At 72.2% G+C, this 24,044-nt stretch carries 29 protein-coding genes; 19 read left to right on the plus strand and 10 right to left on the minus strand.

What is annotated here, in order from left to right; all coding sequences use genetic code 11:
* Positions 1–195 precede the first annotated feature (195 nt).
* The 3 genes from AC3IF1_RS28230 to AC3IF1_RS28240 all read left to right on the plus strand — a co-directional run bounded on the left by AC3IF1_RS28230 (position 196) and on the right by AC3IF1_RS28240 (position 3,701).
* Positions 196–1,347 carry a glycosyltransferase family 4 protein gene (locus tag AC3IF1_RS28230; protein WP_489220494.1) on the plus strand — a complete coding sequence of 384 codons (1,152 nt, stop codon included), beginning with the start codon at positions 196–198 and terminating at the stop codon, positions 1,345–1,347.
* A gap of 237 nt (positions 1,348–1,584) precedes the next feature.
* Entirely contained in the window at positions 1,585–2,568 is a 984-nt protein-coding gene (locus AC3IF1_RS28235; RefSeq protein ID WP_243967886.1) for a sterol desaturase family protein, read from the plus strand.
* Positions 2,569–2,570: 2 nt separating this feature from the next.
* On the plus strand, positions 2,571–3,701 hold the full coding sequence (locus AC3IF1_RS28240; RefSeq protein WP_489220245.1) for a GNAT family N-acetyltransferase: 1,131 nt from the start codon (positions 2,571–2,573) through the stop codon (positions 3,699–3,701).
* A gap of 19 nt (positions 3,702–3,720) precedes the next feature.
* On the opposite strand, the gene AC3IF1_RS28245 is transcribed toward AC3IF1_RS28240, so the two are convergent.
* Positions 3,721–4,209 carry a hypothetical protein gene (locus AC3IF1_RS28245; RefSeq protein WP_489220246.1) on the minus strand — a complete coding sequence of 163 codons (489 nt, stop codon included), beginning with the start codon at positions 4,207–4,209 and terminating at the stop codon, positions 3,721–3,723.
* A 184-nt stretch (positions 4,210–4,393) separates the two neighbouring features.
* Here AC3IF1_RS28245 and AC3IF1_RS28250 point away from each other — a divergent pair, with 184 nt between their 5' ends.
* Positions 4,394–5,170, plus strand: coding sequence for a hypothetical protein (locus tag AC3IF1_RS28250; RefSeq protein ID WP_489220247.1), 777 nt, complete (start codon positions 4,394–4,396; stop codon positions 5,168–5,170).
* Here AC3IF1_RS28250 and AC3IF1_RS28255 read toward each other — a convergent pair.
* On the minus strand, positions 5,119–6,330 hold the full coding sequence (locus AC3IF1_RS28255) for an aminotransferase class V-fold PLP-dependent enzyme (protein ID WP_489220248.1): 1,212 nt from the start codon (positions 6,328–6,330) through the stop codon (positions 5,119–5,121). The genes AC3IF1_RS28250 and AC3IF1_RS28255 overlap by 52 nt on opposite strands.
* Positions 6,331–6,474: 144 nt before the next feature.
* On the opposite strand from AC3IF1_RS28255, the gene AC3IF1_RS28260 reads away from it, so the two are divergent.
* The 4 genes from AC3IF1_RS28260 to AC3IF1_RS28275 all read left to right on the plus strand — a co-directional run bounded on the left by AC3IF1_RS28260 (position 6,475) and on the right by AC3IF1_RS28275 (position 9,479).
* Entirely contained in the window at positions 6,475–7,713 is a 1,239-nt protein-coding gene (locus tag AC3IF1_RS28260; protein ID WP_489220249.1) for a molybdopterin molybdotransferase MoeA, read from the plus strand.
* Positions 7,714–7,816: 103 nt separating this feature from the next.
* Complete coding sequence (locus AC3IF1_RS28265; RefSeq protein ID WP_489220250.1) at positions 7,817–8,044, plus strand: antitoxin; 228 nt, start codon at positions 7,817–7,819, stop codon at positions 8,042–8,044.
* On the plus strand, positions 8,041–8,484 hold the full coding sequence (locus tag AC3IF1_RS28270; RefSeq protein ID WP_489220251.1) for a type II toxin-antitoxin system VapC family toxin: 444 nt from the start codon (positions 8,041–8,043) through the stop codon (positions 8,482–8,484). The genes AC3IF1_RS28265 and AC3IF1_RS28270 overlap by 4 nt, the downstream gene beginning before the upstream one ends.
* A 122-nt stretch (positions 8,485–8,606) precedes the next feature.
* Positions 8,607–9,479, plus strand: coding sequence for a 4-(cytidine 5'-diphospho)-2-C-methyl-D-erythritol kinase (locus AC3IF1_RS28275; RefSeq protein WP_489220252.1), 873 nt, complete (start codon positions 8,607–8,609; stop codon positions 9,477–9,479).
* Positions 9,480–9,533: 54 nt separating this feature from the next.
* On the opposite strand, the gene AC3IF1_RS28280 is transcribed toward AC3IF1_RS28275, so the two are convergent.
* Complete coding sequence (locus AC3IF1_RS28280; RefSeq protein WP_489220253.1) at positions 9,534–11,351, minus strand: chloride channel protein; 1,818 nt, start codon at positions 11,349–11,351, stop codon at positions 9,534–9,536.
* 99 nt (positions 11,352–11,450) lie between these two features.
* Here AC3IF1_RS28280 and AC3IF1_RS28285 point away from each other — a divergent pair, with 99 nt between their 5' ends.
* Together AC3IF1_RS28285 and AC3IF1_RS28290 are read left to right on the plus strand one after the other, a co-directional pair.
* Positions 11,451–11,882, plus strand: coding sequence for a MarR family winged helix-turn-helix transcriptional regulator (locus tag AC3IF1_RS28285; protein ID WP_243967896.1), 432 nt, complete (start codon positions 11,451–11,453; stop codon positions 11,880–11,882).
* A 41-nt stretch (positions 11,883–11,923) separates the two neighbouring features.
* Positions 11,924–12,052 carry a hypothetical protein gene (locus tag AC3IF1_RS28290; protein ID WP_489220254.1) on the plus strand — a complete coding sequence of 43 codons (129 nt, stop codon included), beginning with the start codon at positions 11,924–11,926 and terminating at the stop codon, positions 12,050–12,052.
* Positions 12,053–12,267: 215 nt separating this feature from the next.
* Here AC3IF1_RS28290 and AC3IF1_RS28295 read toward each other — a convergent pair whose 3' ends face one another.
* A complete protein-coding gene (locus tag AC3IF1_RS28295) occupies positions 12,268–13,287 on the minus strand; it encodes a polyprenyl synthetase family protein (RefSeq protein WP_489220495.1) in 1,020 nt (339 codons plus the stop codon).
* 171 nt (positions 13,288–13,458) lie between these two features.
* On the opposite strand from AC3IF1_RS28295, the gene AC3IF1_RS28300 reads away from it, so the two are divergent.
* Positions 13,459–13,683: a putative signal transducing protein gene (locus AC3IF1_RS28300; protein WP_243967898.1), complete on the plus strand. Its 225-nt coding sequence runs from the start codon at positions 13,459–13,461 to the stop codon at positions 13,681–13,683.
* A complete protein-coding gene (locus AC3IF1_RS28305; RefSeq protein WP_489220255.1) occupies positions 13,680–14,426 on the plus strand; it encodes a tRNA1(Val) (adenine(37)-N6)-methyltransferase in 747 nt (248 codons plus the stop codon). Before AC3IF1_RS28300 ends, AC3IF1_RS28305 begins: the two co-directional genes overlap by 4 nt.
* 9 nt (positions 14,427–14,435) lie before the next feature.
* On the opposite strand, the gene AC3IF1_RS28310 is transcribed toward AC3IF1_RS28305, so the two are convergent.
* Together AC3IF1_RS28310 and AC3IF1_RS28315 are read right to left on the minus strand one after the other, a co-directional pair.
* A complete protein-coding gene (locus AC3IF1_RS28310) occupies positions 14,436–14,747 on the minus strand; it encodes a hypothetical protein (protein WP_489220256.1) in 312 nt (103 codons plus the stop codon).
* Between the two features lie 28 nt (positions 14,748–14,775).
* Positions 14,776–15,450, minus strand: a complete 675-nt coding sequence (locus AC3IF1_RS28315; RefSeq protein ID WP_489220257.1) for a diacylglycerol kinase catalytic domain-containing protein — start codon at positions 15,448–15,450, stop codon at positions 14,776–14,778.
* Positions 15,451–15,702: 252 nt separating this feature from the next.
* Here AC3IF1_RS28315 and AC3IF1_RS28320 point away from each other — a divergent pair, with 252 nt between their 5' ends.
* Genes AC3IF1_RS28320 through AC3IF1_RS28330 form a run of 3 tightly spaced genes read left to right on the plus strand, consistent with a single transcriptional unit; the run spans position 15,703 to position 17,265 of the window.
* Positions 15,703–16,500, plus strand: a complete 798-nt coding sequence (locus AC3IF1_RS28320) for a heme ABC transporter permease (protein WP_489220496.1) — start codon at positions 15,703–15,705, stop codon at positions 16,498–16,500.
* 10 nt (positions 16,501–16,510) lie between these two features.
* On the plus strand, positions 16,511–16,654 hold the full coding sequence (gene ccmD, locus AC3IF1_RS28325) for a heme exporter protein CcmD (protein ID WP_243967903.1): 144 nt from the start codon (positions 16,511–16,513) through the stop codon (positions 16,652–16,654).
* On the plus strand, positions 16,651–17,265 hold the full coding sequence (locus AC3IF1_RS28330) for a DsbE family thiol:disulfide interchange protein (RefSeq protein ID WP_489220258.1): 615 nt from the start codon (positions 16,651–16,653) through the stop codon (positions 17,263–17,265). The genes ccmD and AC3IF1_RS28330 overlap by 4 nt, the downstream gene beginning before the upstream one ends.
* Positions 17,266–17,370: 105 nt before the next feature.
* Here AC3IF1_RS28330 and AC3IF1_RS28335 read toward each other — a convergent pair whose 3' ends face one another.
* Positions 17,371–17,985 carry a septation protein A gene (locus AC3IF1_RS28335; RefSeq protein ID WP_243973133.1) on the minus strand — a complete coding sequence of 205 codons (615 nt, stop codon included), beginning with the start codon at positions 17,983–17,985 and terminating at the stop codon, positions 17,371–17,373.
* A gap of 87 nt (positions 17,986–18,072) precedes the next feature.
* On the opposite strand from AC3IF1_RS28335, the gene AC3IF1_RS28340 reads away from it, so the two are divergent.
* Both AC3IF1_RS28340 and AC3IF1_RS28345 read left to right on the plus strand, forming a co-directional pair.
* Positions 18,073–18,333: a type II toxin-antitoxin system VapB family antitoxin gene (locus AC3IF1_RS28340; protein WP_489220259.1), complete on the plus strand. Its 261-nt coding sequence runs from the start codon at positions 18,073–18,075 to the stop codon at positions 18,331–18,333.
* The gene (locus AC3IF1_RS28345; RefSeq protein WP_489220260.1) at positions 18,330–18,728 is read left to right on the plus strand and encodes a type II toxin-antitoxin system VapC family toxin; all 399 of its coding nucleotides are present in this window, start codon (positions 18,330–18,332) and stop codon (positions 18,726–18,728) included. The genes AC3IF1_RS28340 and AC3IF1_RS28345 overlap by 4 nt, the downstream gene beginning before the upstream one ends.
* Here AC3IF1_RS28345 and ftsY read toward each other — a convergent pair.
* Positions 18,725–20,065 carry a signal recognition particle-docking protein FtsY gene (gene ftsY, locus AC3IF1_RS28350; RefSeq protein ID WP_489220261.1) on the minus strand — a complete coding sequence of 447 codons (1,341 nt, stop codon included), beginning with the start codon at positions 20,063–20,065 and terminating at the stop codon, positions 18,725–18,727. The genes AC3IF1_RS28345 and ftsY overlap by 4 nt on opposite strands.
* 57 nt (positions 20,066–20,122) lie before the next feature.
* On the opposite strand from ftsY, the gene AC3IF1_RS28355 reads away from it, so the two are divergent.
* Entirely contained in the window at positions 20,123–20,824 is a 702-nt protein-coding gene (locus tag AC3IF1_RS28355; protein WP_489220262.1) for an RluA family pseudouridine synthase, read from the plus strand.
* On the opposite strand, the gene mtaB is transcribed toward AC3IF1_RS28355, so the two are convergent.
* Positions 20,794–22,020: a tRNA (N(6)-L-threonylcarbamoyladenosine(37)-C(2))-methylthiotransferase MtaB gene (mtaB, locus tag AC3IF1_RS28360; protein ID WP_489220263.1), complete on the minus strand. Its 1,227-nt coding sequence runs from the start codon at positions 22,018–22,020 to the stop codon at positions 20,794–20,796. The two genes, AC3IF1_RS28355 and mtaB, sit on opposite strands and share 31 nt — an antisense overlap.
* The gene (gene dapF, locus AC3IF1_RS28365) at positions 22,020–22,907 is read right to left on the minus strand and encodes a diaminopimelate epimerase (RefSeq protein ID WP_489220264.1); all 888 of its coding nucleotides are present in this window, start codon (positions 22,905–22,907) and stop codon (positions 22,020–22,022) included. Before dapF ends, mtaB begins: the two co-directional genes overlap by 1 nt.
* 193 nt (positions 22,908–23,100) lie before the next feature.
* Here dapF and AC3IF1_RS28370 point away from each other — a divergent pair, with 193 nt between their 5' ends.
* Positions 23,101–23,838, plus strand: coding sequence for a GyrI-like domain-containing protein (locus AC3IF1_RS28370; RefSeq protein ID WP_489220265.1), 738 nt, complete (start codon positions 23,101–23,103; stop codon positions 23,836–23,838).
* Positions 23,839–24,044 lie beyond the last annotated feature (206 nt).

A 24,044-nucleotide genomic window follows, 5' to 3' on the forward strand; every position in this document is an offset into this window, starting at 1 on the left:
TCTCCTTCCCAATTTACCGCCCATATTGTAAATTGTCGCCCCGTCCAAGCGGGCACCGCGAATTTCAACCCCTGGTTTGCTGAGTATGCGATTTTTAATCCTATGATAGACGATCCGTTATTGCGCTCGACTTGCGCAGCGCCCGACCGCAGCGGCGTCGCTCCAGCCGCGTCCCGACCGGGGGCGATTCCGGCGCTGCGCATCGCGTGCGTGCATCAGGGGTTCGAGCTCTACGGATCCGACCGCTGCTTCATCGAGACCGTCCGCACCCTCCGCGCCGCCTATCCGACCGCGCGGATCGACGTGGTCCTGCCCCGGCACGGCCCGATCGTGGCGGCGCTGGAACCCGTCGCCAGCCGCGTCGTGATCGAGCCCCTGTGGATCCTCCGGCGGAAGGATCTGGCGCGGCGCCTCACCGTCGATCTGATGGCCCTGCCGGTCGCGGTCCTGCGGGCGCTCCGGCGCATCCGCGCGAGCGACCTCGTCTACGTCAACACCACCGTGGTGGCCGACTACCTGCTCGCCGCGCGTCTGCGGCCTGGGCGCAGCATCGTCCACGTCCACGAGATCCCCGAGGGGGCCGTCCTGACGGTCCTGCGCGGGCTGATCCGCTGGAGCGGCGCCGACGTGGTGTTCAATTCGCACGCCACCGCCGCGGCCTACGCGCTGCCGCCGCGTACCGCCGCCCGGGTGGTCTATAACGGCATCGCCGGGCCGGCGGCGGCGAACCGGGGCGGCTACGACGGCAGCCGTCCGCTCCGAGTGCTGATGCTCGGGCGCATCAGCCGGATCAAGGGTCAGGACGTGCTGATCGAGGCGGTGGCCGCGCTGCCGGAGGCGGTGCGGCGGCGGATCGAGCTGCGCATCGTCGGCAGCGCCTTCGAGGACACGGCGCGGGAACGCGCCCTCGCGGAACGGATCGCCGGGGCCGGCCTGTCGGACCACGTGAGCCTTGAGCCCTTCGTCGCCGATCCGTCGGCGCTCTATCGCTGGGCCGACGTGGTGACCATGCCGTCGCAGCGGCCCGAATCCCTCGGCCGGGTGGCGATCGAGGCCATGGCGTATGGCGTGCCGCCGCTGGTGACGGCACTCGGCGGGCTTCCGGAGGTCGTGGAGCATGGGCGGACCGGCTGGGTCGTACCGCCCGGCGGGCCGGAGGCGATCACCGACACCCTGGCGGCCCTGATCGCCGATCCAGCGGCGTGGCGGAGTTTCGGCCCAGCCGCGCGGGCGCGCTACGAGGCTGTGTTCTCCGAAGCCTCCGCGGCGGAGGGCATCGACGCCGTGGTCCGGGCGACCCTGCGACGGTCTCGAACGGCTCACCCGCCGACATCCTCGCTGGAGTGAGGGGATTCGCGCGATGGCATCGTCTCCGGCATCGAACAGGATCGCACTATATCGTATGGTGCCCGACCGATTGATCCGCAATCGAAACCAATATCCGGCAGACGATTACAGCGACAAAATAGTCCGCCCGCCGCGGATCGCATCTCTCGCCGTCTTCCGAGACTGCCCCCGGGTTCGGCGGCCCGGGAATCGGCCCGGTGGGGATCGAGCCCGGTCGGGCGAAGGGAACGCGTAGACATGGATGTGGCCGACTTCATTCAGCGGATCGTCGCGAAGGTCTCCGGCGAGAACCTGCTCGCCGCCGGCCTGCTGTTCGCGACTGCGCTGGGCTGCGCCCTGATCGCCTATCTGCGCACGGCGGAGCGATACTCCCTGGCGGAGTTCTTCGAATTCGCGCTCCCGCGGGAGGTGATGACGCACCCGTCCGCACGGGCGGACCTGCTGTTCTACGTCACCCGCAAGGCGATCATGCCGTTCCTGCTGATCCCCGCCGGGGTGACCTTCGTGGTGGCGGTCGGCTACGCCACCAACCGGGTGCTGGGCGGGATCTTCGGGGTCGATCAGCCGGTCCTCGGGGAGCCCGGGCCGGTGACCGTGGTGGTGTTCACCGCCACGATGCTGCTCGCCTACGACCTGTCCTACTACCTCTACCACACGGCCCAGCACCGCTACCCGTTCCTGTGGGAGCTGCATAAGGTCCACCACTCGGCCGAGGTGATGGTCGGAATCACCAAGGACCGGGTCCATCCCCTCGACGAGCTGATGAACCGCGCCTGGGACGGCGTGATCCCCGGCATCTGCTTCGGGATCTGGAGCCTCGTCGCCCTCGACCCGGTCGAGCTGACCGTGTTCGGGATCAACGTCTACATCATGCGCAACATCCTGATGATGGACTTCGTCCGGCATACGCATTTCAAGATCTCGTTCGGGCGTCTCAATTCCGTGATCCTGTGCCCGCACTGGCATCAGCTCCATCACTCCACCGCGCCGCAGCACTACGACAAGAACTTCGGCCTGCTGTTCTCCTTCTGGGACCGCCTGTTCGGGACCCTGTACGTCCCGCACCCCGACGAGGACTTCAAGTTCGGGCTGGTCGACCGGGACGTGGCCGATTATCAATCCCTGTCCGGGCTCTACCTGCTGCCGTTGCGGAAGATGGGCCGGCGGATCGCCCGGCAGGTGCGGCGCCTGCGCGGCGCGCCCGCCCGGCCGGGGGCGTGACCATGGCGACGGAGCGCCTCGAGACGGTCCGCACGGCCGGGCGGCTCGCCGAGGTCGGGGCCGCCTGGACGGAGCTGTGGGCCCGCAGCGGCGCCCTGGTGTTCCAGAGCCACGCCTGGATCGCCGCCTGGTGGGCGAGCCTGCCCGACCGGGAGCGCCGGACGCTCCATATCGTCCTGGCCTGGCGCGGCGGCGACCTCGTCGGGGTGCTGCCGCTGGCCACGATCCGCCGGAAGGGGTTCCGGGTCCTCGAATGGGCCGCCAAGGACTGTTCGGATTTCGGCGACGCGCTGCTCGCCCCCGGGACGGGGCACGACCTGGTCCGGCGGATGTGGCGTGCGGCCGGCCGGGCCGGCGGCTTCGACCTCGCCTACCTGAACCGGCTCCTGCCGGACGCCGCGGCGCGGACGCTGCTCGAACCGGGCGGCGGCGGGGTGCGGCTGCACCTGAACCACCGTGACGAGGCGAACTGGCGGGTGCGCGGCCCCTGGACGACCGGCCGGGCCTGGTTCGACGCGCAATCGAAGAAGACCCGGCAGAACTACCGCCGCGGCCAGAAATTCCTCGGCGAGCGCGGGCCGCTCGCCTTCCGCCTGCTCGGACCCGACGAACCCCTCGCCCCGGTGCTCGACCGGCTGACCACCTTCAAAAGAGCCTGGCTCGAGACCCACGGCCTGGCCTCGACGGCCTTCTACGACGCGGGCTCCCGGGCCCTCCCCGCCATGGTGCAGGTGCTGGCCGAGGCGGGGCTCCTGCACGCCTTCGTGCTGGAATGCGGCGGCGGCGTCGTGGCGGTCTCGATCAACTTCGTCCAGCGCGGCACGATGATGGCCTTCGTCACCACCTACGATCCGGCGGCCGAGCGCGCCTCGCCCGGCATGGTGCTGATGATGGACTACATCATGTGGTCGATCGACCGCGGCCTGCACACGGTCGATTTCCTGTGCGGCGACGAGGGCTTCAAGGGCCGCTTCGGCACGCAGACCCTGACCCTGGCCTCGATGATGGGCGCGCGCACGCCCCAGGGCGCCGCGGCGCAGCTGGTGGATTGGACGCGGCACGCCCTCCGGCGCCGGTTCGGCCGGGTCGGGCGGCCGGACAGCGGGAATCCCGTCGCGGAGGCTGCGGCCTGACGGGCGCGCGGACGCGCCTTCAGGTTGCGCCGGCGGCGGAGGCGGAGAAGCGCGGCTCCCGCGCGAGGTTGCGGAACGCGCCGAGCGACCACGCCAGCGTGGCGACCTCGGAGGCGAGCAGGCCGACGAGCGCGGTCGCGGCCGGCAGGAAGAGCAGGGCCGGGACCATGATGGCGAAACCCAGGGCGGCGCTCGCCACCGCTCCGGCGGTGATGCTGCGGAAGGCCGCCGACGCCTCCAGATAGGCGCGCGGGATCGCGTAGAGCAGCGAGACCGTCACCACCGCCCAGACGCCGAGCCCGATCCAGCCCATCGGCTCGCCGGCGAAGCGGCCCTTGAACAGGACCCCCTCGACGGCCGGCAGGAGCGCCGCCATCGCCGCACCGTAGATGACGCAGGCGCCGCCGAGCAAAGCCGCCCGGCGCACGACGATGCGCCGGGCGGCCTCGACCTGCCCGGAGGCGAGCAGCCGGGTGATCTCCGGCAGCACCATGTTCATCAGCGCCATCGTCGGGATGCGCAGGGGCGCGTAGAGGACGAGCGTCGCGGCGATCGGCGCATAGGCGGCCGGGCCGGCGAGCAGGGCGAACAGCAGGGTCAGGCCCTGGGCCCTGCACGGTGAGGCCGGTGACCCCGGCGAGCGACCAGGCCAGGGTCTTCCAGATCGACCGATACCGCGCCCGGGCCCGGGCGTGGAGCGCGATCCGCAGGCGCTCGCGCAGGGCCCCGTAGGCCACCGCGATGGCGAGGGCGTGCGCCAGGGCGATCGCCGCGAAGGCGCGGTCGAGGAGCGCCGCGCCGGCACCATCGAGCCCGCGCGCCACGAGCAGGCCTCCGCAGACGGCGTAGACGAGGTCGCTGAGGCCGGCGATCCGCGGACGGCCGCGGGCCAGGAGCACGATCCGCAGGTAGCTGCGGTAGGCGTAGAGGCCCACGAAGGCCCCGGCCGCCAGGGCGCCGAAGCCGATCACCGGCACCAGCGCGACGCCGACGCCCACCGCCAGCAGGCCGGAGACCAGGATGGCGCCGGACCCGAACATCACGTCGTAGCCCCGCGCCGCCGGGCGGCCGAGGCTCCGGGCGAGGTGGAGCGTCGCCGGGACCGCGACCAGCGCGCGGATGTAGGTGATCCCGACGGCGCCCACGGTGAACACGATGGCGAACAGCCCGTAATCGTGCGCGCCGAGTTCGCGCACGAGCAGGATGTTGAGGACGAAGTGGAACAGGCTCTGGGCCAGCTCGCCGGAGAGGATCACGGCATAGCGTCCCGAGAGCAGCGCCCGGGCCAGCCGGAGGAGGTCACCGGGACGCGGCATCGGTTCCGCCAGTCCGGTGCCGCCCCGGGGAGATCGGCCGACGGGATCGTGACGGGCATCGGACCCGGCGCGATGCGGTCGCTCTTTCAGTCCACACCGTCTTATTCCGAACGTCGGCGGCCACCGTTCGGGATGATGCTCGAGCGCCCATGATCGTCCGCGCCGTCCTGGCCCCGGCCGGGCACGAGGGTCCGCAGGGCCGCGACGCAGCGCGCAAGATCCGCGCCGTCCACCCAGACATGCGGGCTGAGCCGCAGCGCCCCGGAGCGCGCGCTGGCGAAGACGGCGCTCCGGCGCAGACCTTCCGTGAGCCCGGCGGGAAGCCCTCCGGTCGGCCGCACCCCGAGGATGTGGGGGGCGCGCAGGTGCCGGGGCACGACCGGGAGGCCGAGGGCGGTCATCGCGTCCGCGAGCCGGTCCGTCAGCCCGCGCAGGCGGCCGGTGACCGCCGGCACGCCCCAGCCGGCGATCAATTCCAGCCCGGCCGCCGCCATGGGCAGCGCCACGGGATCGTTCAGTTCGCCCCGGTCGTAGCGGCGGGCCCCGACAACCGGCGGGCGGTTGCCGACATGCTCGTCGAGCGCCGCGCCATCCTGACGGTGGGGCGCGGCGTAGAGGAAGGCGAGGCCGTAGGGTCCGAGCGCCCATTTGTAGGTCGGGAAGGCCAGGAAGTCGGGCCGCCAGCGGGCCACGTCCACCGGCATGGCGCCCACCGCCTGCGTCGCGTCGATCACCAGGGCGGCGCCGGTCGCGTGGACCGCCGGAGCGAGGCGGTCGAGGTCGATCAGGCTGCCGTCGGTCCAATGCAGCGGGGTCAGGGTGGCGAGGGCGAGCGGCTTTGCCCCCGGGCGTTCGATCGCCGCCAGGAGCGCGGCGGTCCAGTCCCCGTCCGGGGGACGCGCGACCTCCTCCACGGTGAGACCCTGCGCGGCAGCCAGGCGGTCGAAGGCGAAGCGCAGGGAGGGGAACTCGTCGGCCACCCGCAGCAGGCGCCCGGCCCGGACCGGCGCGAGGTTGTGCGCGGCCAAAGCCATGGCGTGGCTGACCGCGCCGACGATGGCGACGTCGTCCGGTCCGGCACCGATCAGCCCGGCCGCCGCGGCGCGGGCCCGCTCGACCCAGGCGGGAATCGCCTCGCGCGGATGGTCCCAGGGGCGGCTCTTGGCCAGGAGCCCGGCCTCCCCGGCGGCGCGGACGACCCGCGGCAGCGGCGACCACGCCGCCGCATCGAGGTAGCTGACATCCGCCGGCACCTCGAACAGGTGGCGCTGGCACGGGAGTTCGTCGGCGGTCGGCATGGCGGGCGGGAACATGGCGGGCGGGATCCTAGAGGATCGGGTCCGGCAGGGCCACGGTTCGGGGCTTGATCGCGCGAGTTCGATGCCGCAAGCCGGCACACCACAGCCCGCGAGGCCGCCCGTGTCGACCCGCCTGCCCCCGCCCGATTCCGTGCCGCCATGGGTCGCCTGAATCCCGACTGCTTCGACGCGGCGCCGGCGCCGCTGCGGGTCGCCGACGCGGTGGCGCTGATCCGGGACCGCCTGCCGGTGCTCTCCGGCGTCGAGACGGTGCCGCTCGGCCGCGCGGACGGCCGGATCCTCGCGGAGGATCTGATCGCGCCCCTCGACCTGCCGCCCTTCGACAACGCCGCGGTGGACGGCTACGCCCTGCGGGCCGCGGATCTCGCGCCGGCGGGCGAGACCCGTCTGGCCCTCGGCGGACGCGTGCCGGCGGGGCATGCCACCGTCGAGGCCGGACCGGGCGTCGCGGTGCGGATCTTCACCGGGGCACCGATGCCCCCGGGCACCGATACCGTAGCCATGCAGGAGGACGTGCGGCTCGTTGGCGAGGCCGTGCTGCTGCCGGAGGGCCTCGTTCCGGGCGCCAACCGCCGCCGGGCCGGCGAGGACGTGGCCCGCGGTCACCGCGCGCTCCTGGCCGGAACCCGGCTCGGGCCCCGGCATCTGGCGCTCGCGGCGTCCCTCGGGCTCGCTGCCCTGCGCCTGCGCGTCCCCCTGACGGTGGCGTTGTTCTCCACCGGTGACGAGCTGACCCCGCCGGGCGAGCCGCTGGGGCCGGCCGGGATCCACGACGCCAACCGGCCGATGCTCGCCGCGCTCCTGCGGCGGCTCGGCGCTGAGCCCGTCGAGCTCGGCATCCTGCGCGACGCCCCCGGAGAGGTGCGCGACCGGATCGCCGCGGCGGCCGCGTCCCACGACCTGATCGTCACCTCGGGGGGCGTGTCGGTGGGGGAGGAAGATCACGTCCGCGCCGCCGTCGAGGCGTCGGGGGCGCTCACCCTCTGGCGCCTGGCGATCAAGCCGGGCCGTCCCGTCGCCCTTGGGACCGTGGCCGGCACGCCGTTCATCGGGCTGCCGGGCAACCCGGGCGCCGCCTACGTGACCGCGCTCGCCGTGCTCAAGCCCCTGGTCCTGCATCTCTCGGGAGCGGACGACCCGGTGCCGGCCCTGACGGTGCGCAGCGGCTTCGCGATGCAGAAGCGCCCCGGCCGGCGCGAGTACCTGCGGGTGTGCCTCCGCCCGGACGACACCGGGACGTTCGCGGCCGTCCCGGCGCCGGGCGGCGCCCTGGCGGGGCTGGCGGCGAGCGACGGGCTGGTCGAACTCGCCGAGGATCTGACCGCGATCCGCGTCGGCGACGCGCTCCCGTACCGGCCGCATGGGGAGTTCGGCTGACGGCATCCGCAGAAGATCGCCCGTGCGGGTACCGGCCGGCGCACATGGACATCGACACCGCGCACCGTGCCTATATCCTCACCGTGTAGGGGCGGAGTCGGACATGACGCGGACGCGGGTTTTCCAATCGGGCAACAGCCAAGCCGTTCGGATCCCAAGTGAGTTCCGGCTGCAAGGCCCCGAGGTCGAGATCTCTCGAAGGGGCGAGGAAATCGTGCTGCGCGAGGTTCGGGACCGCGATCTGTCCGCGGCCTTCGCGCTGATCACGGAACTGCCGCTCGACGATCTCGCGCGGGACGATGAACCGGCACAGGATCGCGAGACTCTGTGACCGCCCGCTACATGCTCGACACCACCATCTGCATCTACATCCGCCGTGCGCGGCCGCCACAGGTACTCCAGCGCTTCCGCGCGCTTCGGCCGCACGAGGTCGTCATGTCACCGATCACCCAGGGCGAACTCCTCTTCGGTCTGGAGAAGATCCGGGATACCCCGGGCTTCGACGCCGCGAGGCGCGCCTTCGCCGATCTGGCTCAGCTCATTCCGGTGGCCTGGCTCGGTGAGACGACGGCTGCGCAATATGCGTTGTTTCGTGCGAAGCTTCAGAAAACCGGCTCGTTGATCGGGAACAATGACCTTTGGATCGCAGCGCATGCTGCGGCTCTGGATGTAATATTGGTCACCAACAACACGCGCGAATTCGACCGGCTGAAACCGGGCCTCAAGGTCGAGAACTGGGCCGACGGGATGATGGCCGGGTCGTCCGCCTGATCACGGGGTTACCGTCCCGCGCGTGACGCCCGGCACGAATTGGCTCTCGTGCCGGCGGGACTTCGCGGGCGCGAGCCTGTACAGCGTCCGCTCGTTTGACAGCATCACCGACCAGAGATCCCGTGCCCCTGCTCGCAGACCGCGCCCCCGCCAAGGTCAACCTGACGCTCCACATCCTCGGGCGGCGGGCCGGCGACGGCTATCACGCGCTGGAGAGCCTGGTGGCCTTCGCGGGGACGGCCGACCGGCTGACCCTCGACCCCGGCGCTCCGCTCGGCCTCACCGTCACCGGCCCCACCGCCGGCCCGGCCGGTCCCACGGACGACAACCTCGTGCTCCGCGCGGCGCGCCACCTCGCGGCGCGGGTGCCGGACCTGCGCCTGGGCGCCTTCCACCTGATCAAGCGCCTGCCGGTCGCGGCCGGGATCGGCGGGGGGTCCTCCGACGCCGCCGCCGCCCTGCGCCTGCTCGCCCGCCTCAACGGGCTGCCGGGCGATCACGCCGCCGTCGTCGCGGCGGCGCGGCAGACCGGGGCCGACGTGCCGGTCTGCCTGGACCCGCGGGCCCGGATGATGCGCGGCGTCGGCGAGGTGATCGGCCCCCCGCTCGGCCTGGCGCCGCTGCCGGCGGTGCTGGTCAATCCCGGCGTTCCGGTGCCGACCGCGCCGGTGTTCAAGGCCCTCGGCCTCGCGGTCGGGCAGAGCCGCGACGGGGCGGCCCATCCCGAGATCACCGAGGACCTCGGCGGCCAAGCCCTCGCGGCGGCCATCGCCCCCGCCCGCAACGACCTGGAGGCGCCGGCCCTGACGGTGGCGCCGGTGATCGGCACCGTCCTGGCGGCCCTGCGCGCGCGGGGCTGCCGGCTCGCGCGGATGTCGGGCTCCGGCGCGACGGTGTTCGCCCTGTTCGACGACCGGCGCGGCGCCGTGCGGGCCGCCTCGGCCCTGCGCGCCGCGCACGCGGATTGGTGGGTGGCGCCGACCTATCTGCGCTGAGACGTACGCCCGTACCGGGGACCGGCGGTCGGCCCGGATTGCGGCTGAGCCCCGTCACGCTCCGGGCCCGGCCCGGCGGATAGCCCGATTCCTCCGGAAGAACGCGTGGCGCTCGGCCTCGGCGCGCACCACCGTGGCGCGTACCTGGAGCAGGTCCTTGCGGGTCAGGAGCCCGACCAGGCGACCGCTCCGCGGATCGGTGACCGGCAGGCGGCCCTGGCCGGCGGCGAGCATCACGTCGAGGGCGTGCGAGACCACGTCGCCCGGATGGACCACAGAGAGGCCGGCATCCGAGACACGCGCGCCGAGCGTGCCGTCCGCCGGGTCGCCGTCCCGCGCCTCCAGGCTCCAGCGCAGGGCGTCGTCGCGCGAGACGAGGCCGATGGGACGGCCCAGCGCATCGACCACCGGGTAGGCGTGACGGGCCCCGGCCTCGATCTCGGCGCGCGCCGCGGCGAGGGGCAGGTCCGCGTCCAGGGTCTCGACCGAGCGGGTCATCACCGCCTCGACCCGGGCCAGATCGTAGGGGTCGATCCCGTATTCCCGGGTCACGTGCTGGCCGCGCCGGGCGATCTTCTCGGTGAGGATCGAGCGCTTCAGGAGCAGCACGGTCACCACATAGGCCGCCATGGTGGCGGCCAGCAGCGGCGCCAGGGCGGCGACGTCGCCCGTCACCTCCACGGCGAAGACGATGCCGGTGAGCGGGGCGGGCAGCGTGCCGCCGAGCATCGCCGCCATGCCGATCAAGGCCCAGAACCCATGCGCGCCCGGCAGGAGCAGGCCGATGAGCCAGCCTACCGCGCCGCCGAGGATCAGCAGGGGCGCGAGCACACCCCCGGACGTGCCGGACGACAGGGCGGCGAGCCAGATCACCGCCTTCACCACCAGGATCGTCACGACCGCGCCCGCCAGCATATGCCCGGACAGCAGATCGTGGATGACGTCGTAGCCGACGCCGAGGGCCCGGGGCTCTACGAGGCCGCCCAGCCCGACCACGACGGCCCCGAGGGCCGGCCACCACATCCAGTGCAGGGGAAGCCGGCCGAACCCGTCCTCCAGGGCGTAGAGGGCCCGGGTCAGGAGGCCCGAGATCAGCCCGCAGGCGATGCCGAGCGCCGCGCAGGCCGGCAGGCCCCACCAGGGCAGCGCCGGATTGTCGGCGAAGGGGAAGAGCGGGCCAGCGCCGAACAAAGCCGGTCGCCAGCAGGCCGCCGTCACCGCCCCGACCGCCACCGGGACGAGGCTGCGCGGGCGCCATTCGAACAGCAGCACCTCGACGGCGAGGAGCACCGCCGCCACCGGGGTGCCGAAGATCGCCGTCATGCCGGCGGCGGCGCCTGCCACCAGCAGGGTCTTCCGCTCGGCGGCGCTGAGATGGAAGAACTGGGCGAACAGGGAGCCGACCGCCCCGCCCGTGACGATGATCGGGCCCTCCGCGCCGAACGGCCCGCCGGTCCCGATCGCCACGGCCGACGAGAGCGGCTTGAGCACCGCCACCCGCGGCGACATCCGGCTGCCGCCGATCAGGATCGCCTCCATGGCCTCCGGGATGCCGTGGCCACGGATCTTCTCGGAGCCGTAGCGCGCCATGGCACCGACGATCAGCGCGCCGATCACCGGGATCGCCACCGTCCAAGGGCCCGGCGCGACGCCGGCCAGGGACGTGAGCGACGTGTCGAGACGGCCGTACCACGCGAAATTGGTGACCAGGCCGATGAGCGTGAGCAAGAGCCAAGCCGTGCCGCTCGCCGCGGTGCCGGTGATGGCCGCCATTCCGGCCAGGGTCACCACCCGCCGATCGGCACTGAAATCCCCCAGCGCCCGGCGGGCCGGCCTGTCGCCGCCACGCTCGAACTCGGTCCCGCCGCTCATCCGGATCTCCTTCCTGCAGATCCCCCATTTATATCGTGATACGATATATTCCAGGGCCCGATCGGCGGGTAGGCCTGCCCGAGACGTTTGAGGGCTGCGATGGCTGCGGATGCACCGGGAACCGAGACGCTGTCGGCGGAGCAATACGCGGCGCTGGCGGATTTCCGCTTCCGCCTCCGGCGCTTCCTGGCCTTCAGCGAGGCCGCGGCCGCCCGGGCGGGGCTGCCGCCGCAGCAGCATCAGGCGCTGCTGACCCTGGCCGGCCAGGCCGGCCGCGCCCCCGCCACGGTCGGGCTGCTGGCCGAGCAACTGCTCATCGCGCCCCACACCGCCGCCGAGCTGGTCGCCCGGATGGTCGAGGGCGGATTGCTGACCAAGACCCGGGACGCCGAGGATCGGCGCCGGAGCGTCCTGGCGCTCACGCCCCGCGCCGAGGCGCTGCTGGGCTCGCTGACCGCGGCGCACCTCGAAGAGCTGCGCGGGCTGGCGCCGGCGCTGGCCGAAGCGCTGTCCGGTCCCGCGGCGCGTTGACGCATCGAACGCCGGATGGTTCGACCGTCAGGGGCCTTTCGATGATGAACCCGCACGCCTCGAACGCGCGCAGCGCCAAGCTTCGGTGCTTCAATGCGGCTCGGGTCGCGGGGCCCTCCGCCGACACCGACATCACCGCGGCCTTCGCCGCCGTCCCGCGGGACCCGTGACAGTTTGCGGTCAATGCGTATGGCCTGCGCGCTTCGTGGACCCCCCGGTCTTCATCAGACTCCCAGATCGGCCGGAGGCGGAGACTGCGCGGCTAGCGCTGGACAGTGGCTGCCGTCGGTGCGGTCGCTCCACCTCCATACGGCGCCGGATGACGGCTGCCGGTACAAGGGCGGCGATTGGTGGGCCGTCGACGCGGAAGCCGTGAGGCGCCGTCTCAGCGCGCCCGCGCCACGCAGAACTCCACGGCGCCGACGAGGGCGGCCTTCACCGGGCCCTCCGGGAAGACGTCGAGGGCCGCCCGGGCCTGGGCGCCGTAATCATGGGCGCGGGCCACGGTCTCCTGGAGCGCGCCGTGCCGCTGGAGCAGGTCGAGGGCGGTCTCGAGATCGCCGTCCCGGATCTCGCCCTGCTGCAGGGTACGCCGCCAGAAGCCGCGCTCGCCCTCGCTGCCCCGGCGGTAGGCGAGCACGATCGGCAGGGTGATCTTGCCCTCGCGAAAGTCGTCGCCGACGTTCTTGCCGAGTTCCGCCGAGGTGCCGCCGTAATCGAGCACGTCGTCGATCAATTGGAACGCGATGCCGAGATTCATCCCGTAGGCGCGGGCGGCCGCCTGGTCCGCCTCCGGCCGGGCCGCGAGCACCGGCCCGACCTCGCAGGCGGCGGCGAACAATTCGGCGGTCTTGCCGCGGATCACCGCCAGATAGGCGGCCTCGTCGGTCTCCAGATTCTTGGCGTTGGTGAGCTGCATGACCTCGCCCTCGGCGATCACCGTGGCGGCGGCCGAGAGGATGTCGAGCGCCCGCAGGGAGCCGACCTCGACCATCATCCGGAAGGCCTGGCCGAGCAGGAAGTCGCCGACCAGCACCGAGGCCTCGTTGCCCCACTTGATCCGGGCGGCGACCCGGCCGCGGCGCATGTCGCTCTCGTCGACCACGTCGTCGTGCAGGAGCGTCGCGGTGTGCATGAACTCGACGCTGGCGGCGAGCTTCACGTCCCCGTCCGCGTCCCCCGCGTAGCCGCAGAGCCGGGCGCAGGCGAGCGTCAGGATCGGACGCAGGCGCTTGCCGCCGGAGGCGATCAGGTGGTTAGCGACCTCGGGGATCATCGCCACGTCCGAGCCGGTCCGCGACAGGATCGTGGTGTTGACCCGCGCCATGCCGTCCGCCACCAGCGCGACGAGGTCGTTCAGCCCCGCCTCCGCCTCGGGCTTCGGATTCTCGATGGAGAGGGCAATACCCAAGATCCGCAACCTCCAGTCCGGTTCCGCCCCGGGCGGCGGGCGATCCCTTCGCACGGGCCCCGCGGCGCCGCAACATCGGGTCCCATCGGATATGGGGCGGCGCGGACGCGGAACCGGCGCGGCGAAATCGCCGGCCGAAAACCCACGGCCCATCGGGGGATCATCATGATCGAGCTGATCCGGGCCAACGATGTCGTTCTGATCGGGTTCGCCCGCACGATCCTCGAAGCGGCCGAGATCCCGGTCCTCGTGGCCGACAGCCATATGAGCCTGATGGAGGGCTCGATCGGCGTGTTCGGCCAGCGCCTCCTGGTCCCGCGCGACCACGAGGCCCAGGCCCGGCGCCTGCTCGGCGATGCCGGCCTCGCCCACGAGTTGCGCCAGCCGTGACGGAACCGCCGGACGCCGTCCTGGGCGGGATCCTGCGGCTCCACCAGCCGCCCCGGGGGGCGCACCGGGCCGGGACCGACGCGGTGCTGCTCGCCCGGCTGCTGGTGCCGGCCGCCGGCTGCCGGCTCTGCGATGTCGGTGCCGGAACCGGGGCGGTGGGGCTCGGCTGCGCGGCTTTGGCGCCGGGGCTCCGGCCGACTTTGGTCGAGCGCGATCCCGGCCTCGCCGAGACGGCCCGGGCGAATGCGGCGCTCAACGGGATCGACGCCGACGTCATCGAGGCCGACGTCCTCCTGCCCGCGGCCGAACGCCGCGCCGCCGGTCTGCTGCCGGACCGGTTCGACGTGGTCCTGACCAACCCGCCCTTCTTCGAGTCCGGCACGCATCGCACCTCGCCGCATCCCGAGCGCGCCGCGGCCCACACCTTCCCGGCGGGGAGCCTGGATGCCTGGATCCGCGCCTGCACGGCGATCCTCCGGCCGGGGGGGCGGCTCGGGCTGATCCACCGGGCCGACGCGCTCCCCACCTGCCTGGACGCCCTCCGGGGGCGCTACGGCGCCCTGACGATCCGCCCCGTCCACGCCCGGGCCGAGGCCCCGGCGATCCGCGTGTTGATCGCCGCCATCAAGGGGAGCCGCGCCGGCCTGAGCCTGCTACCGCCACTCGTGCTGCACGGGCCGGACGGGGCGTTCACCCCCGAGGCCGAGGCGCTCCACCGGGGTGCGCCCTGGCCCACGCCTTGACCGGTATCCTCATGCCGCGAGGGCGGTCGGCGCGGCATCGGCGATACCGAGGAAGCGCTCGACCTCCGCGAGGTCCGGGAAGGCCAGGAATTCCGGCCGCAAGGGTGCCGGCAGACCCTCGAAGTTGAGCCCGGGGAACGTGTCGGGATGCGGGTAGAGCTGCCAGCCGGCGCCCGGCTCCGCCGGGGGGAACAGGATCGCGACCTTCTCGGTCCCCAGCCGGACGATCCGCGTCGGACTGTACGACAGGATCTCGATGCTCCAGCCCCGGTGGGCGTCCCGGCGGGCCTTCAGGGTGCGGTGGCGCGTCGCGCGATGCATGGCGGTCTCCTGCGGTTGGGAATGGGGGTCAGGCGGCGCTGCGGCGGCCGGAGCGCTTCGGCCAGCCGAGCGCCACGAGGCGCGCCTTGGCGTAGTCGCGGACCTCGTCGCGGGTGCCGGCGGGCATCGTGGCGAGGACGGCCTGCGTGGCCCCGTCCAGCATCAGGTCGGTGACCTCGTTGATCGTGCCGGCCTCGTCGATGCGGCGCTTCAGATCGCCTTCCGCCTCGGTGATCGCATCGAAGGCCGGGGTCTCCTCGAAATCCTCGTCCACGGCCCGGACGGGGATCTGGTGGGCGCGGAACTCGTCGGCCTCCTCCTCGGAGTAGACGAGCCCGTGGAGCTCGATCAGCTTGAGGATGACGCGGTCCTTCCCGCGCTTCTCGGCCATGGCGTAGACGTAGGCCGCCTGCTTGCCCGAGACGCGGTAGTTCACGTTGACCAGCGCCTCGCCCATCGACCATTCGACGCGCGCGGGGCCGGGCTTGGCGCCGGGCAGGCGTCCGGTCACCAGAAGCACCGCCTCGTCGCGCTCGGCGCGGATGACGGTCGGCGGCTCGAACACGATCCCGGCCTGGGCGGCGATGCGCTCCAGGGTCTTGTGGTAGATCACGGCCGTTCCCTGGACGCGCCAGACATTACCCCCGAAGGGCTCGCCGTAGCGGACGAGGATGTCGGCGATCTGCTTGTCGGCGGTTCGCATGGGGCTCGCTCCGGCGAGAGGATGCCGCGTCATCCACAGCTTTGTGCGGCGACGGTCTTCCGTTCTCTTTTTGTTCACGTCTATATGCGCAATCCTCCCGACGCGCGCAAGGGCTGGCCGGCGCGGCGTACCCGCGCCGCCGGTCTGTCGCCGGCCGCGCGGCACTGTGAACAGGTGTGGGAAAGGCCGCATTGTTGCTGCACCGCACCCTAGGGTAGACCGGCGGTCACGATGTCCGAGACCGCAGCCGCGATGACGCCTTCCCTCTGGACCCGCCTGTCGAATCCCGGCCACTTCATGCGCTGGTCGGGCGCCCTGGTGCCGTGGCTCACGGCCCTGTCGCTCGCCGTGCTGGCCGTGGGCCTGTACCAGACCTTCTTCGTGGTCCCGCCGGACTACCAGCAGGGCGAGACCGTGCGGATCATGTACATCCACGTCCCGGCGGCGTGGCTCGGCGTGTTCTTCTACGGGGCCATGAGCCTGTCGGCGATCGGAACCCTGGTCTGGCGCCACCCGCTGGCCGACGTCGCCCAGCGCGCGGCGGCGCCGATCGGCGCGGCCTTCACGCTGATCTGCCTCGTGACCGGTTCCCTCTGGGGCAAGCCCATGTGGGGCACCTACTGGGTCTGGGACGCGCGGCTGACCTCGATGCTGGTCCTGCTGCTGATTTATTGCGGGATCATCGCCCTCTGGCGGACCCTGGAAGACCCGAACCGGGCCGCGCGGGCGGTGGCGATCCTGACGCTGGTCGGCGCCGTGAACCTGCCGATCATCAAGTTCTCGGTGAACTGGTGGTCGACCCTGCACCAGCCGGCCTCGATCCTGCGCATGGGCGGTTCGACCATCGATCCCTCGATGCTGTACCCCCTGCTGATCATGATCGCCGCCGCGACCCTCGGCGGCACGACCCTCCACCTCTACGCGATGCGCACCGAGATCATGCGCCGCCGGGTGCGGACGCTGACGATCCGCGAGGCCGAGCGCCTGGACCGCACCCAGCCCCGCATCGCGCCGCAGCCGGCCGGGCTGCCGGTCGGACAACCGGTCTAGGAGCGCCGCGATGGATCTCGGGTCTCACGGCGGCTTCATCCTCGGCGCCTATGCCTTCACGGCCCTGGTGATGGTCGCCCTTATCGGGAACGCGATCCGCGACCGGCGGGCGCAAGTCCGGGCCCTGAAGGGCTTCGGCGAGGACCGGCGATGACCGCGCCGCTCGACGAGACGGCGGAGCGGCCGCCGCCGGTCCGCCGGTCCCTGCTGCTGATCCTGCCGGCGCTCGCCTTCGCGGCGCTGGCGGCCGTGCTGTTCCTGCGCCTGCGCTCCGGGGTCGACCCGGCCGCCCTGCCCTCCGCGATGATCGGCAGGCCGGTGCCGCGCTTCGACCTGCCCGCCGTGCCAGGGCTCGCCGCTTCGGGCGCGGCGGTACCGGGCCTGTCGAGCGCGGACCTGAAGGGACAGATCACAGTGGTGAACGTCTTCGCCTCGTGGTGCGCCCCCTGCCAGGTGGAGCACCCGATGCTGATGCGGCTCGCCCGCGAGCCCGGCATCCGCCTCGTCGGCATCGACTACAAGGAGCCGAGCCCGGAGGCCGGACAGCGCTTCCTCGCCCGGCACGGCGTGCCGTTCAGCGCGGTGGGAGCCGATGCCAGCGGGCGCGCGGCGATCGATTTCGGCGTCTACGGCGTGCCCGAGACCTTCATCATCGGGCCGGACGGCGTGATCCGCGACAAACTGGTCGGGATCCTCACGCCCGAGAATTTCGCCAGCGTGCTCACGCGGATCCGGGCCGCCGGCAAGGTCGCGGCGGCGCAGTAGCGCCTTGAGCGCTCTCCGCAGGACTAGGCACGGGTTCGGCGCACGAGAACGCGTCACAACGAAGGCTGAGAACCGGCTGCGATTGCAGAGCGATCGGAACCGGCTCTAAGCGCCCGGCTGCGGATCCTTGCGCTCGTAGCGGGTGAGGAGCGGCGTCTGCGCGAGGGCGAACAGCACGGTGAGCGGCATGATGCCGAACACCTTGAAATTGACCCAGAAATCCTCGGTCTGGGTACGCCACACGACCTCGTTCAGGGCCGCCAGGACGAAGAAGAACAGGCCCCAGCGGAGGGTGAGTTTCCGCCAGCCCTCCTCGGTGAGGCTGAACATCGAATCGAGCACCACCGACAGAAGCGGCCGTCCGAAGGCGAGGCCGCCGAGCAGCACGGCCCCGAACAGGGCGTTCACGATGGTCGGCTTGACCATGATGAAGGTCTTGTCCTGCAGCGCCACGGTCAGACCGCCGAACACCACCACCACGGCGCCGGACACGAGCGGCATGATCGGCAGGCGCCGCATCAGGACGTAATGGATCGCCAGCGCCACCACCGTCGCCGCGATGAACACGCCGGTGGCCACGAACAGCTTCTGGTCCGGGGCCACGCCGAATTTTTCCGAGTAGGCGTTGCCCAGGAAGAACAGCACCAGGGGCCCGAGCTCCAGCGCCAGCTTCACGAGGGGCGCCAGATGGCGGCGCGGGGGGACGGATTCGATCTGCATGCGCTCTGGTTGGCTCGGATGCGGCGCCCGCGCTAGGCTGCGGCACCGGACTGGATTCGTCGGTGTGTGTGTAACGCGGGGCGCGCGATGTCCATCATCATCGAGAACGCCGAGGTCGAGGCGCTGCTCACCGACCTCGCGGCAGAGACCCGACAGCCGGCGCCGGACCTGCTGCTCGATGTCCTGCGGCGGGAGCGGCAGCGGCTGGCTGCGGATCAGGAACGCGAAGCGGCGGCCGCGATTGCGTCGGGTCGTCTGTTGCGTGAACGTTGGAAGGCGGCGGCGGAAATCGATCCCCGTCCGATCGACGAGATCCTCGCTTATGACGAAAACGGCTTGCCGATATGAAGGCTCAGGCGGTTATCGATACGTCGATCTTTATCGCGATCCTGCTCGACGAGCCTGACGCGAATCTCTGGAGTCAGGCGATCCGGCTTTATCAGAAACGCGTCATGGCGGCTGCGACATATCTCGAATGCGCGATTGTCAGCAGTAAAAAGACGACCGGCCGAGCAGACCTCGACGACTGGCTCCTTCGAGAAGCGGTCATTGTCGTCTCGGTCGACCACACCCTGGCCCAAATCGCCGCCGACGCCTTTGCCCGTTACGGCAAGGGCCGGCATCCGGCCGGCCTCAACTTCGGCGATTGTTTCGCCTACGCGCTCGCCCGGTCGCTCAACGCGCCGCTCCTGTTTAAGGGCGAGGACTTCGCCCGGACGGACGTGCTGCGGGCGGTCGCCTAATCCTTCTCCAGCCCGGCGATCGCCCGGGCGAAGTCCCGGGCCGCGAACGGTTCCAGGTCCTCCACACCCTCGCCGACGCCGATGAAATGCACCGGCAGGCCGAACTTGGCCGCCAGCGCCACCAGGATCCCGCCCCGGGCGGTGCCGTCGAGCTTGGTCATCACCAGCCCTGACACCGGCGCGGCCTGCGAGAACAGCTCCACCTGCGAGAGGGCGTTCTGGCCGACCGTGGCGTCGAGGACGAGGAGCGTCGCGTGCGGGGCGTCGGGATCCTGCTTGCGCAGCACGCGCACGATCTTCTCCAGCTCCGCCATCAGCCCGGCCTTGTTCTGGAGCCGGCCGGCGGTGTCGATCAGGAGCACGTCGGTCCCGGCGGCGCCCGCCTGCTTGAGGGCGTCGAAGGCAAGCCCGGCGGCGTCTGCGCCCTGAGCGCCGCTCACCACCGGCGTGCCGGTACGCGCCCCCCAGACCTTGAGCTGCTCGACCGCCGCCGCCCGGAACGTGTCGCCGGCCGCCAGCATCACGGTCCGCCCCTCCGCCCGCAGCTTCGAGGCGAGCTTGCCGAGCGTCGTGGTCTTGCCGGCCCCGTTCACCCCGACCGTGAGGATCACGAACGGTTTTCTCGCCGTGTCGACGGTGAGGGGCACCGCCACCGGCTTCAGCGCCCGCTCGACCTCCGTCGCCAGGATCGCCCGCACCTCGTCGGGGGAGATGCCCTTCTCGTAGCGGCCCTTGCCCACCGCCTCCGAGATCCGCATCGCGGTCTCCAGGCCGAAATCGGCCTGGATCAGGGCATCCTCCAGATCCTCGAGGGTCGTGGCGTCGAGCTTGCGCTTGGTGAACAGGCCCGTCACCCGCTCGGACAGCGCCGAGGAGGTCCGCTTCATCCCGGAGGTGAGCCGGCTCCACCAGCCCTTGGCCTCCGGATCGCGGTCGGGCCCCGCGCCGGCATCGTGGGCAAGCGCCGCGGCGCTGTCGACGGGCTGGATGTCGGGGGCGGGCTCCACAGCCGGCTCCCGGGCCGCGTCGCCGGTGTCGACCGGGTCGGCCCCGTGCTCGGGGGCGTCGCCGGCCGTGCCGGCGGGTGGATGCTCGGGTTCGCCCGCGATCGGCAGCAGATCTGCACCCTCGACCACGTCCGGGAGCGGGGCCGCGTTCTCCTCGTGCGGCATCGGGAGATGCGCGACATCCTCCGCGCCGGTGGCGAAGTCGGGCTGGCCCTCGGAGGGCGAGGCCGCCTCCGCGGGCAGGTCCGCCTCGGGCTTCTCCTCGGCCGCGTCCGGGCCCTTGCGCCCGAACAGGCGTCCGAACCAGCCGGGCTTGTCCTCGCTCGCCATGAAACCTCGTCCTCGCCCCACCTTGCCGACCCGGCGCCGACCCTCTAGCCGATCCGGATGCCCAACGCCTTCGACATAGGCGCCCGCCTCCTCTACCGCGATGCCCTGCTGCTCGTCATCGACAAGCCGGCGGGCCTGCCGGTCCATCCCGGCCCCCGCGGCGGCGAGACGCTGACCGACCATCTCGACGCCCTGCGGTTCGGCCTGCCGCGCCGCCCCGAGGCCGCGCACAGGCTCGACCGGGACACCTCCGGCTGCCTTGCGCTCGGCCGCCACGCCAAGGCGCTGGCCCGGCTCGGCAAGCTCTTTTCCGGCAGCGCCGTCGACAAGACCTACTGGGCGCTCGTCGAGGGCGGCCCGGCGGAAGCGAGCGGCCACATCGATCTGCCGCTGGCGCGCCGCTCGGACGACCCGCGCTCCTGGTGGATGAAGGCCGACCCGGCGGGCGACCCGGCGCTGACCCACTGGCGCGTCCTCGGGCGCGCCGGGGGACGGACATGGCTGGAGCTGAAGCCAGTTACCGGCCGCACGCACCAGCTCCGGGTCCACTGCGCCGCCTCGGGCTGGCCGATCGTCGGGGATCCGATCTACGGAAGCGGCCCGCGCGGCGGCAGCCTTCACCTCCACGCGCACACCTTGACGATCCCGCTCTACCCGAAGCGGGACGCGATCACGGTCACCGCGCCGCCGCCGCCGCACATCGCCGCCGCCCTGACGGCGATGGAGCCTCAGGCCGCGATCAACCGCGCGCCGTCGTGAGAAGCGATACCGACATCGTGAAACGTCCCGGGGGGCGTCTCGACCGCGAGGCGCACCGGCGTGAAATCCGCGCTGCGGCCGATGCCGCCGCGTTCCGCCAGGACCGTCACCCGGCGCCCGACCTGCCCATCGAGGTGCCGGCGTAGGGCGTCGGCGCCGGCCGCGCGCAGGCGGCTCGCGCGATCCCGGATCGCGTCCGGCGCCACCGGCGGCATGCGCGCCGCCGGCGTTCCGGGGCGGGGCGAGTAAGGGAAGACGTGCAGATGGGTCAGGCCGCATTCCGCCACGAGGTCGAGGGAGCGGGCGAACTGCGCCTCGGTCTCCGTCGGAAAACCTGCGATCAGGTCGGCACCGAGCACGATGTCCGGGCGCAGCCGCCGCACGGTCTCGCAGAACCGGATCGCGTCGGCGCGGCTGTGCCGGCGTTTCATGCGTTTGAGGATCAGGTCGTCGCCGGCCTGGAGGGACAGGTGCAGGTGCGGCATCAGCCGCGCCTCCTCGGCGATCGCGCCGAGCAGGGCGTCGTCCGCCTCCACGGAGTCGATGGAGGAGAGGCGTAGGCGCGGGAGGTCCGGCACGGCCCGCAGGATCTGCCGCGCGAGGCCACCGAGGGACAGCGGCGCCCCGGGAAGGTCGCGGCCGTAGGCGGTGAGATCGACGCCGGTGAGGACGATTTCGCGGCCGCCCTGCGCCACGATCGTCTCGACCTGGGTAACCACATCGGCCACCGGCACCGAGCGCGACGGGCCGCGCCCGAAGGGAATCACACAGAAGGTGCAGCGATGGTCGCAGCCGTTCTGCACGGGCACGAAGGCCCGGGTATGCCCGGCCATCGCCGAGATCCGCGTCGGCTCGGCCGCACGCGCCGCCATCACGGCGCCCGGCCCGGTGGCGTCCGTCGACCAGCCCTCCGGCCGGAGCTTCTCGGCATTGCCGACGAGGCGCGCGACCTCGGGCATGGCCGCGTAGGCCGCCGTCTCGACCTCGGCGCCGCAGCCTGTGACCACGATCTCGGTGCCCGGCCGCTCCCGGGCGATCCGGCGGATCGCCTTGCGGGCCTGCCGGCCGGCCTCGGCCGTGACCGCGCAGGTGTTCACCACCACCCGGTCGCGGCCGTCCGCCGCCGCGTGGACCTTCAAAGCCTCGGACTCGACCGTGTTGAGGCGGCACCCGAAGGTGAGGGTCTCGACCGCCATCAGGCCGCGCCGGCGAACAGCTCCGGCGCCAGGGTCCCCTCGGCGACGAGCGCGACCGGGCCGGTCATCAGGACGTGGTCGTCGGCGCGCCATTCCACGAACAGGTCGCCGCCGGGGAGCGCGACGCTCGCCTGCCGGCCGATCATCCTGAGCCGCGAGGCCGCCACGACGGCGGCGCAGGCGGCGGTGCCGCAGGCCAGCGTCAGCCCGGCCCCGCGCTCCCAGACGCGGAGCTTGATCGCCTCGTATCCGGTGACCTGCGCGATCGAGATGTTGGCGCGCTCGGGGAAGCGCGGGTGGTTCTCCAGCATCGGGCCGATGCGGGCGAGGTCGTAGGAATCCGGGTCGGCCTCCACGAAGAACACCGCGTGCGGATTGCCCATGTTGACGACGCCCGGCGAGTGCAGGATTGGATCGTCGATCGGGCCGACCTGAAGTTCGATCCGCCGGGTATCGGGGAACGGCTCGGACAGGGGGATCTCGTCCCAAGCGAGCCGCGGCCGGCCCATATCGACCGTGAAGGCGCGCTCGGAGATGCGGCGCACGCCGAGCAGACCCGCGGCGGTCTCAAGGGTCAGCCGGCCGCCCTCGGCGGGGCGGGCCATGGCCGGATCGTCGAGCATCGCGTAGGCGACGCAGCGGGTGCCGTTGCCACAGGCCCCCGATTCCGAGCCGTCGGTGTTGTAGATCCGCACGAAGGCGTCCGTGCCCGGGCTCACGGGATCGTGCAGCACCATGAGCTGATCGAAGCTGGAGCCCGGATCCCGGGCGATCGCCCGCGCCTCCCCGGGACGGACCGACGCGGTGGAGCCACGCAGGTCCAGCACCACGATCGCGTTGCCGGCGCCGTGCATCTTCAGGAAGCGTCTGTGGGCGAGTGCGCTCATGCGGTCCCGCGGGGCGAGGGAGGGGCCGCTATATCGCAAAAGCACCGCTCCGGCGCGAGGGGTCCGGCGGCGTGGCAGATGCGCCGCACCCGCGGCTCTCGTCCGCGGCGCCCTCGCGGTTTTCCCTTTCGCCACTAGGTTAGCCGGCGGGAGCTCGCGCGATCCTCCGCCGGGCCTCGACCGGAGCGCCCCCGTGATCCGCCTTCGTCCGCTCGTCGCCCTCTCGGCCGCCCTGATGCTCGCCGCCGGCCCGCTCGCCGCACAGCAGGCCGCTCCGCCCCCCTCCACCGCGCCGGCACCGGCCCAGACCAATCCGCTGCCCACGACGACCGCACCGAATCCGGTGCCCGATCCGGGGAAGAGCGCGGCCCCCGCGCCGGAACAATCGGTCGCCCCCCCGCCCGCCGGCCAGACCGCCGCGGGGACGCCCGCCCGGCCGACCCTGGTCGACAAGCCCGGCGATCCCGGCGACGTCGACGAGGTCACGCTGCCCGCCAAGCCGGCCGCGATCCTCTCGGGCAAGACCAAGTGGGAGGAGGCGGTGCCGAGCCTGAAGCAGGCCTTCGCGCGGATCGAGGCGGATCTCGCCAAGCTCGGCGTCGCGCCGGCGGGCCGGCCGCTCGCGGTCTTCACCCGTACGGACGATGACGGCTTCGAGTTCGAGGCGATGATCCCGGTAGCGGCGGCGCCGAACCCGGCGCCTGCCGATTCCGACGGGCTGCGCTTCGGCACGACCCCGTCGGGCAAGGCCCTGCGCTTTGCCCACAAGGGGTCCTACGAGTCGATCGACGGCACCTACGAGACCCTGACCGCCTATCTCGATGCCAAGGACATCGTGGTGCAGGACCGGTTCGTCGAGGAATACGCCACCGACCTCAACGACAGCACCGACGACAACCTCGACGTGAACATCTACGCCCTGGTGAAGTAGGTCTCGGCAGATCTTCCGGCGTGATGGAGCTATCCCGTCGACGGGCGCTCCGGTTCAGAGCGGCCGCGCGCCCTCCCTCCCCGGCAAAGCTGCGGACTGCACCGGTTTTGATCGTAGCCGTGGGCGGAGGGGGAGGGAGATGCACGGCTCACGATCGCCCGATGCTGGAACCGGAGCGGCTTGATCGGACAGATCGCCGCTGCTGC

Source organism: Methylobacterium sp. E-012 (assembly GCF_057836545.1).

Excerpts from the sequence above, each read along its gene's own strand:
- AC3IF1_RS28335 (WP_243973133.1), bottom strand. The coding sequence starts at position 17,985 with ATGCAGATCGAATCCGTCCCCCCGCGCCGCCATCTGGCGCCCCTCGTG.
- AC3IF1_RS28245 (WP_489220246.1), bottom strand. The coding sequence starts at position 4,209 with ATGGCGCTGATGAACATGGTGCTGCCGGAGATCACCCGGCTGCTCGCC.
- ccmD (WP_243967903.1), top strand. The coding sequence starts at position 16,511 with ATGGATCTCGGGTCTCACGGCGGCTTCATCCTCGGCGCCTATGCCTTC.
- ftsY (WP_489220261.1), bottom strand. The coding sequence starts at position 20,065 with ATGGCGAGCGAGGACAAGCCCGGCTGGTTCGGACGCCTGTTCGGGCGC.
- mtaB (WP_489220263.1), bottom strand. The coding sequence starts at position 22,020 with ATGGCGGTCGAGACCCTCACCTTCGGGTGCCGCCTCAACACGGTCGAG.
- AC3IF1_RS28280 (WP_489220253.1), bottom strand. The coding sequence starts at position 11,351 with ATGAGCGGCGGGACCGAGTTCGAGCGTGGCGGCGACAGGCCGGCCCGC.
- AC3IF1_RS28255 (WP_489220248.1), bottom strand. The coding sequence starts at position 6,330 with ATGTTCCCGCCCGCCATGCCGACCGCCGACGAACTCCCGTGCCAGCGC.
- AC3IF1_RS28240 (WP_489220245.1), top strand. The coding sequence starts at position 2,571 with ATGGCGACGGAGCGCCTCGAGACGGTCCGCACGGCCGGGCGGCTCGCC.
- AC3IF1_RS28300 (WP_243967898.1), top strand. The coding sequence starts at position 13,459 with ATGATCGAGCTGATCCGGGCCAACGATGTCGTTCTGATCGGGTTCGCC.
- AC3IF1_RS28260 (WP_489220249.1), top strand. The coding sequence starts at position 6,475 with ATGGGTCGCCTGAATCCCGACTGCTTCGACGCGGCGCCGGCGCCGCTG.
- AC3IF1_RS28330 (WP_489220258.1), top strand. The coding sequence starts at position 16,651 with ATGACCGCGCCGCTCGACGAGACGGCGGAGCGGCCGCCGCCGGTCCGC.
- AC3IF1_RS28285 (WP_243967896.1), top strand. The coding sequence starts at position 11,451 with ATGGCTGCGGATGCACCGGGAACCGAGACGCTGTCGGCGGAGCAATAC.
- AC3IF1_RS28345 (WP_489220260.1), top strand. The coding sequence starts at position 18,330 with ATGAAGGCTCAGGCGGTTATCGATACGTCGATCTTTATCGCGATCCTG.
- AC3IF1_RS28290 (WP_489220254.1), top strand. The coding sequence starts at position 11,924 with ATGATGAACCCGCACGCCTCGAACGCGCGCAGCGCCAAGCTTCGGTGC.
- AC3IF1_RS28265 (WP_489220250.1), top strand. The coding sequence starts at position 7,817 with ATGACGCGGACGCGGGTTTTCCAATCGGGCAACAGCCAAGCCGTTCGG.
- dapF (WP_489220264.1), bottom strand. The coding sequence starts at position 22,907 with ATGAGCGCACTCGCCCACAGACGCTTCCTGAAGATGCACGGCGCCGGC.
- AC3IF1_RS28315 (WP_489220257.1), bottom strand. The coding sequence starts at position 15,450 with ATGCGAACCGCCGACAAGCAGATCGCCGACATCCTCGTCCGCTACGGC.
- AC3IF1_RS28320 (WP_489220496.1), top strand. The coding sequence starts at position 15,703 with ATGACGCCTTCCCTCTGGACCCGCCTGTCGAATCCCGGCCACTTCATG.
- AC3IF1_RS28235 (WP_243967886.1), top strand. The coding sequence starts at position 1,585 with ATGGATGTGGCCGACTTCATTCAGCGGATCGTCGCGAAGGTCTCCGGC.
- AC3IF1_RS28340 (WP_489220259.1), top strand. The coding sequence starts at position 18,073 with ATGTCCATCATCATCGAGAACGCCGAGGTCGAGGCGCTGCTCACCGAC.
- AC3IF1_RS28355 (WP_489220262.1), top strand. The coding sequence starts at position 20,123 with ATGCCCAACGCCTTCGACATAGGCGCCCGCCTCCTCTACCGCGATGCC.
- AC3IF1_RS28310 (WP_489220256.1), bottom strand. The coding sequence starts at position 14,747 with ATGCATCGCGCGACGCGCCACCGCACCCTGAAGGCCCGCCGGGACGCC.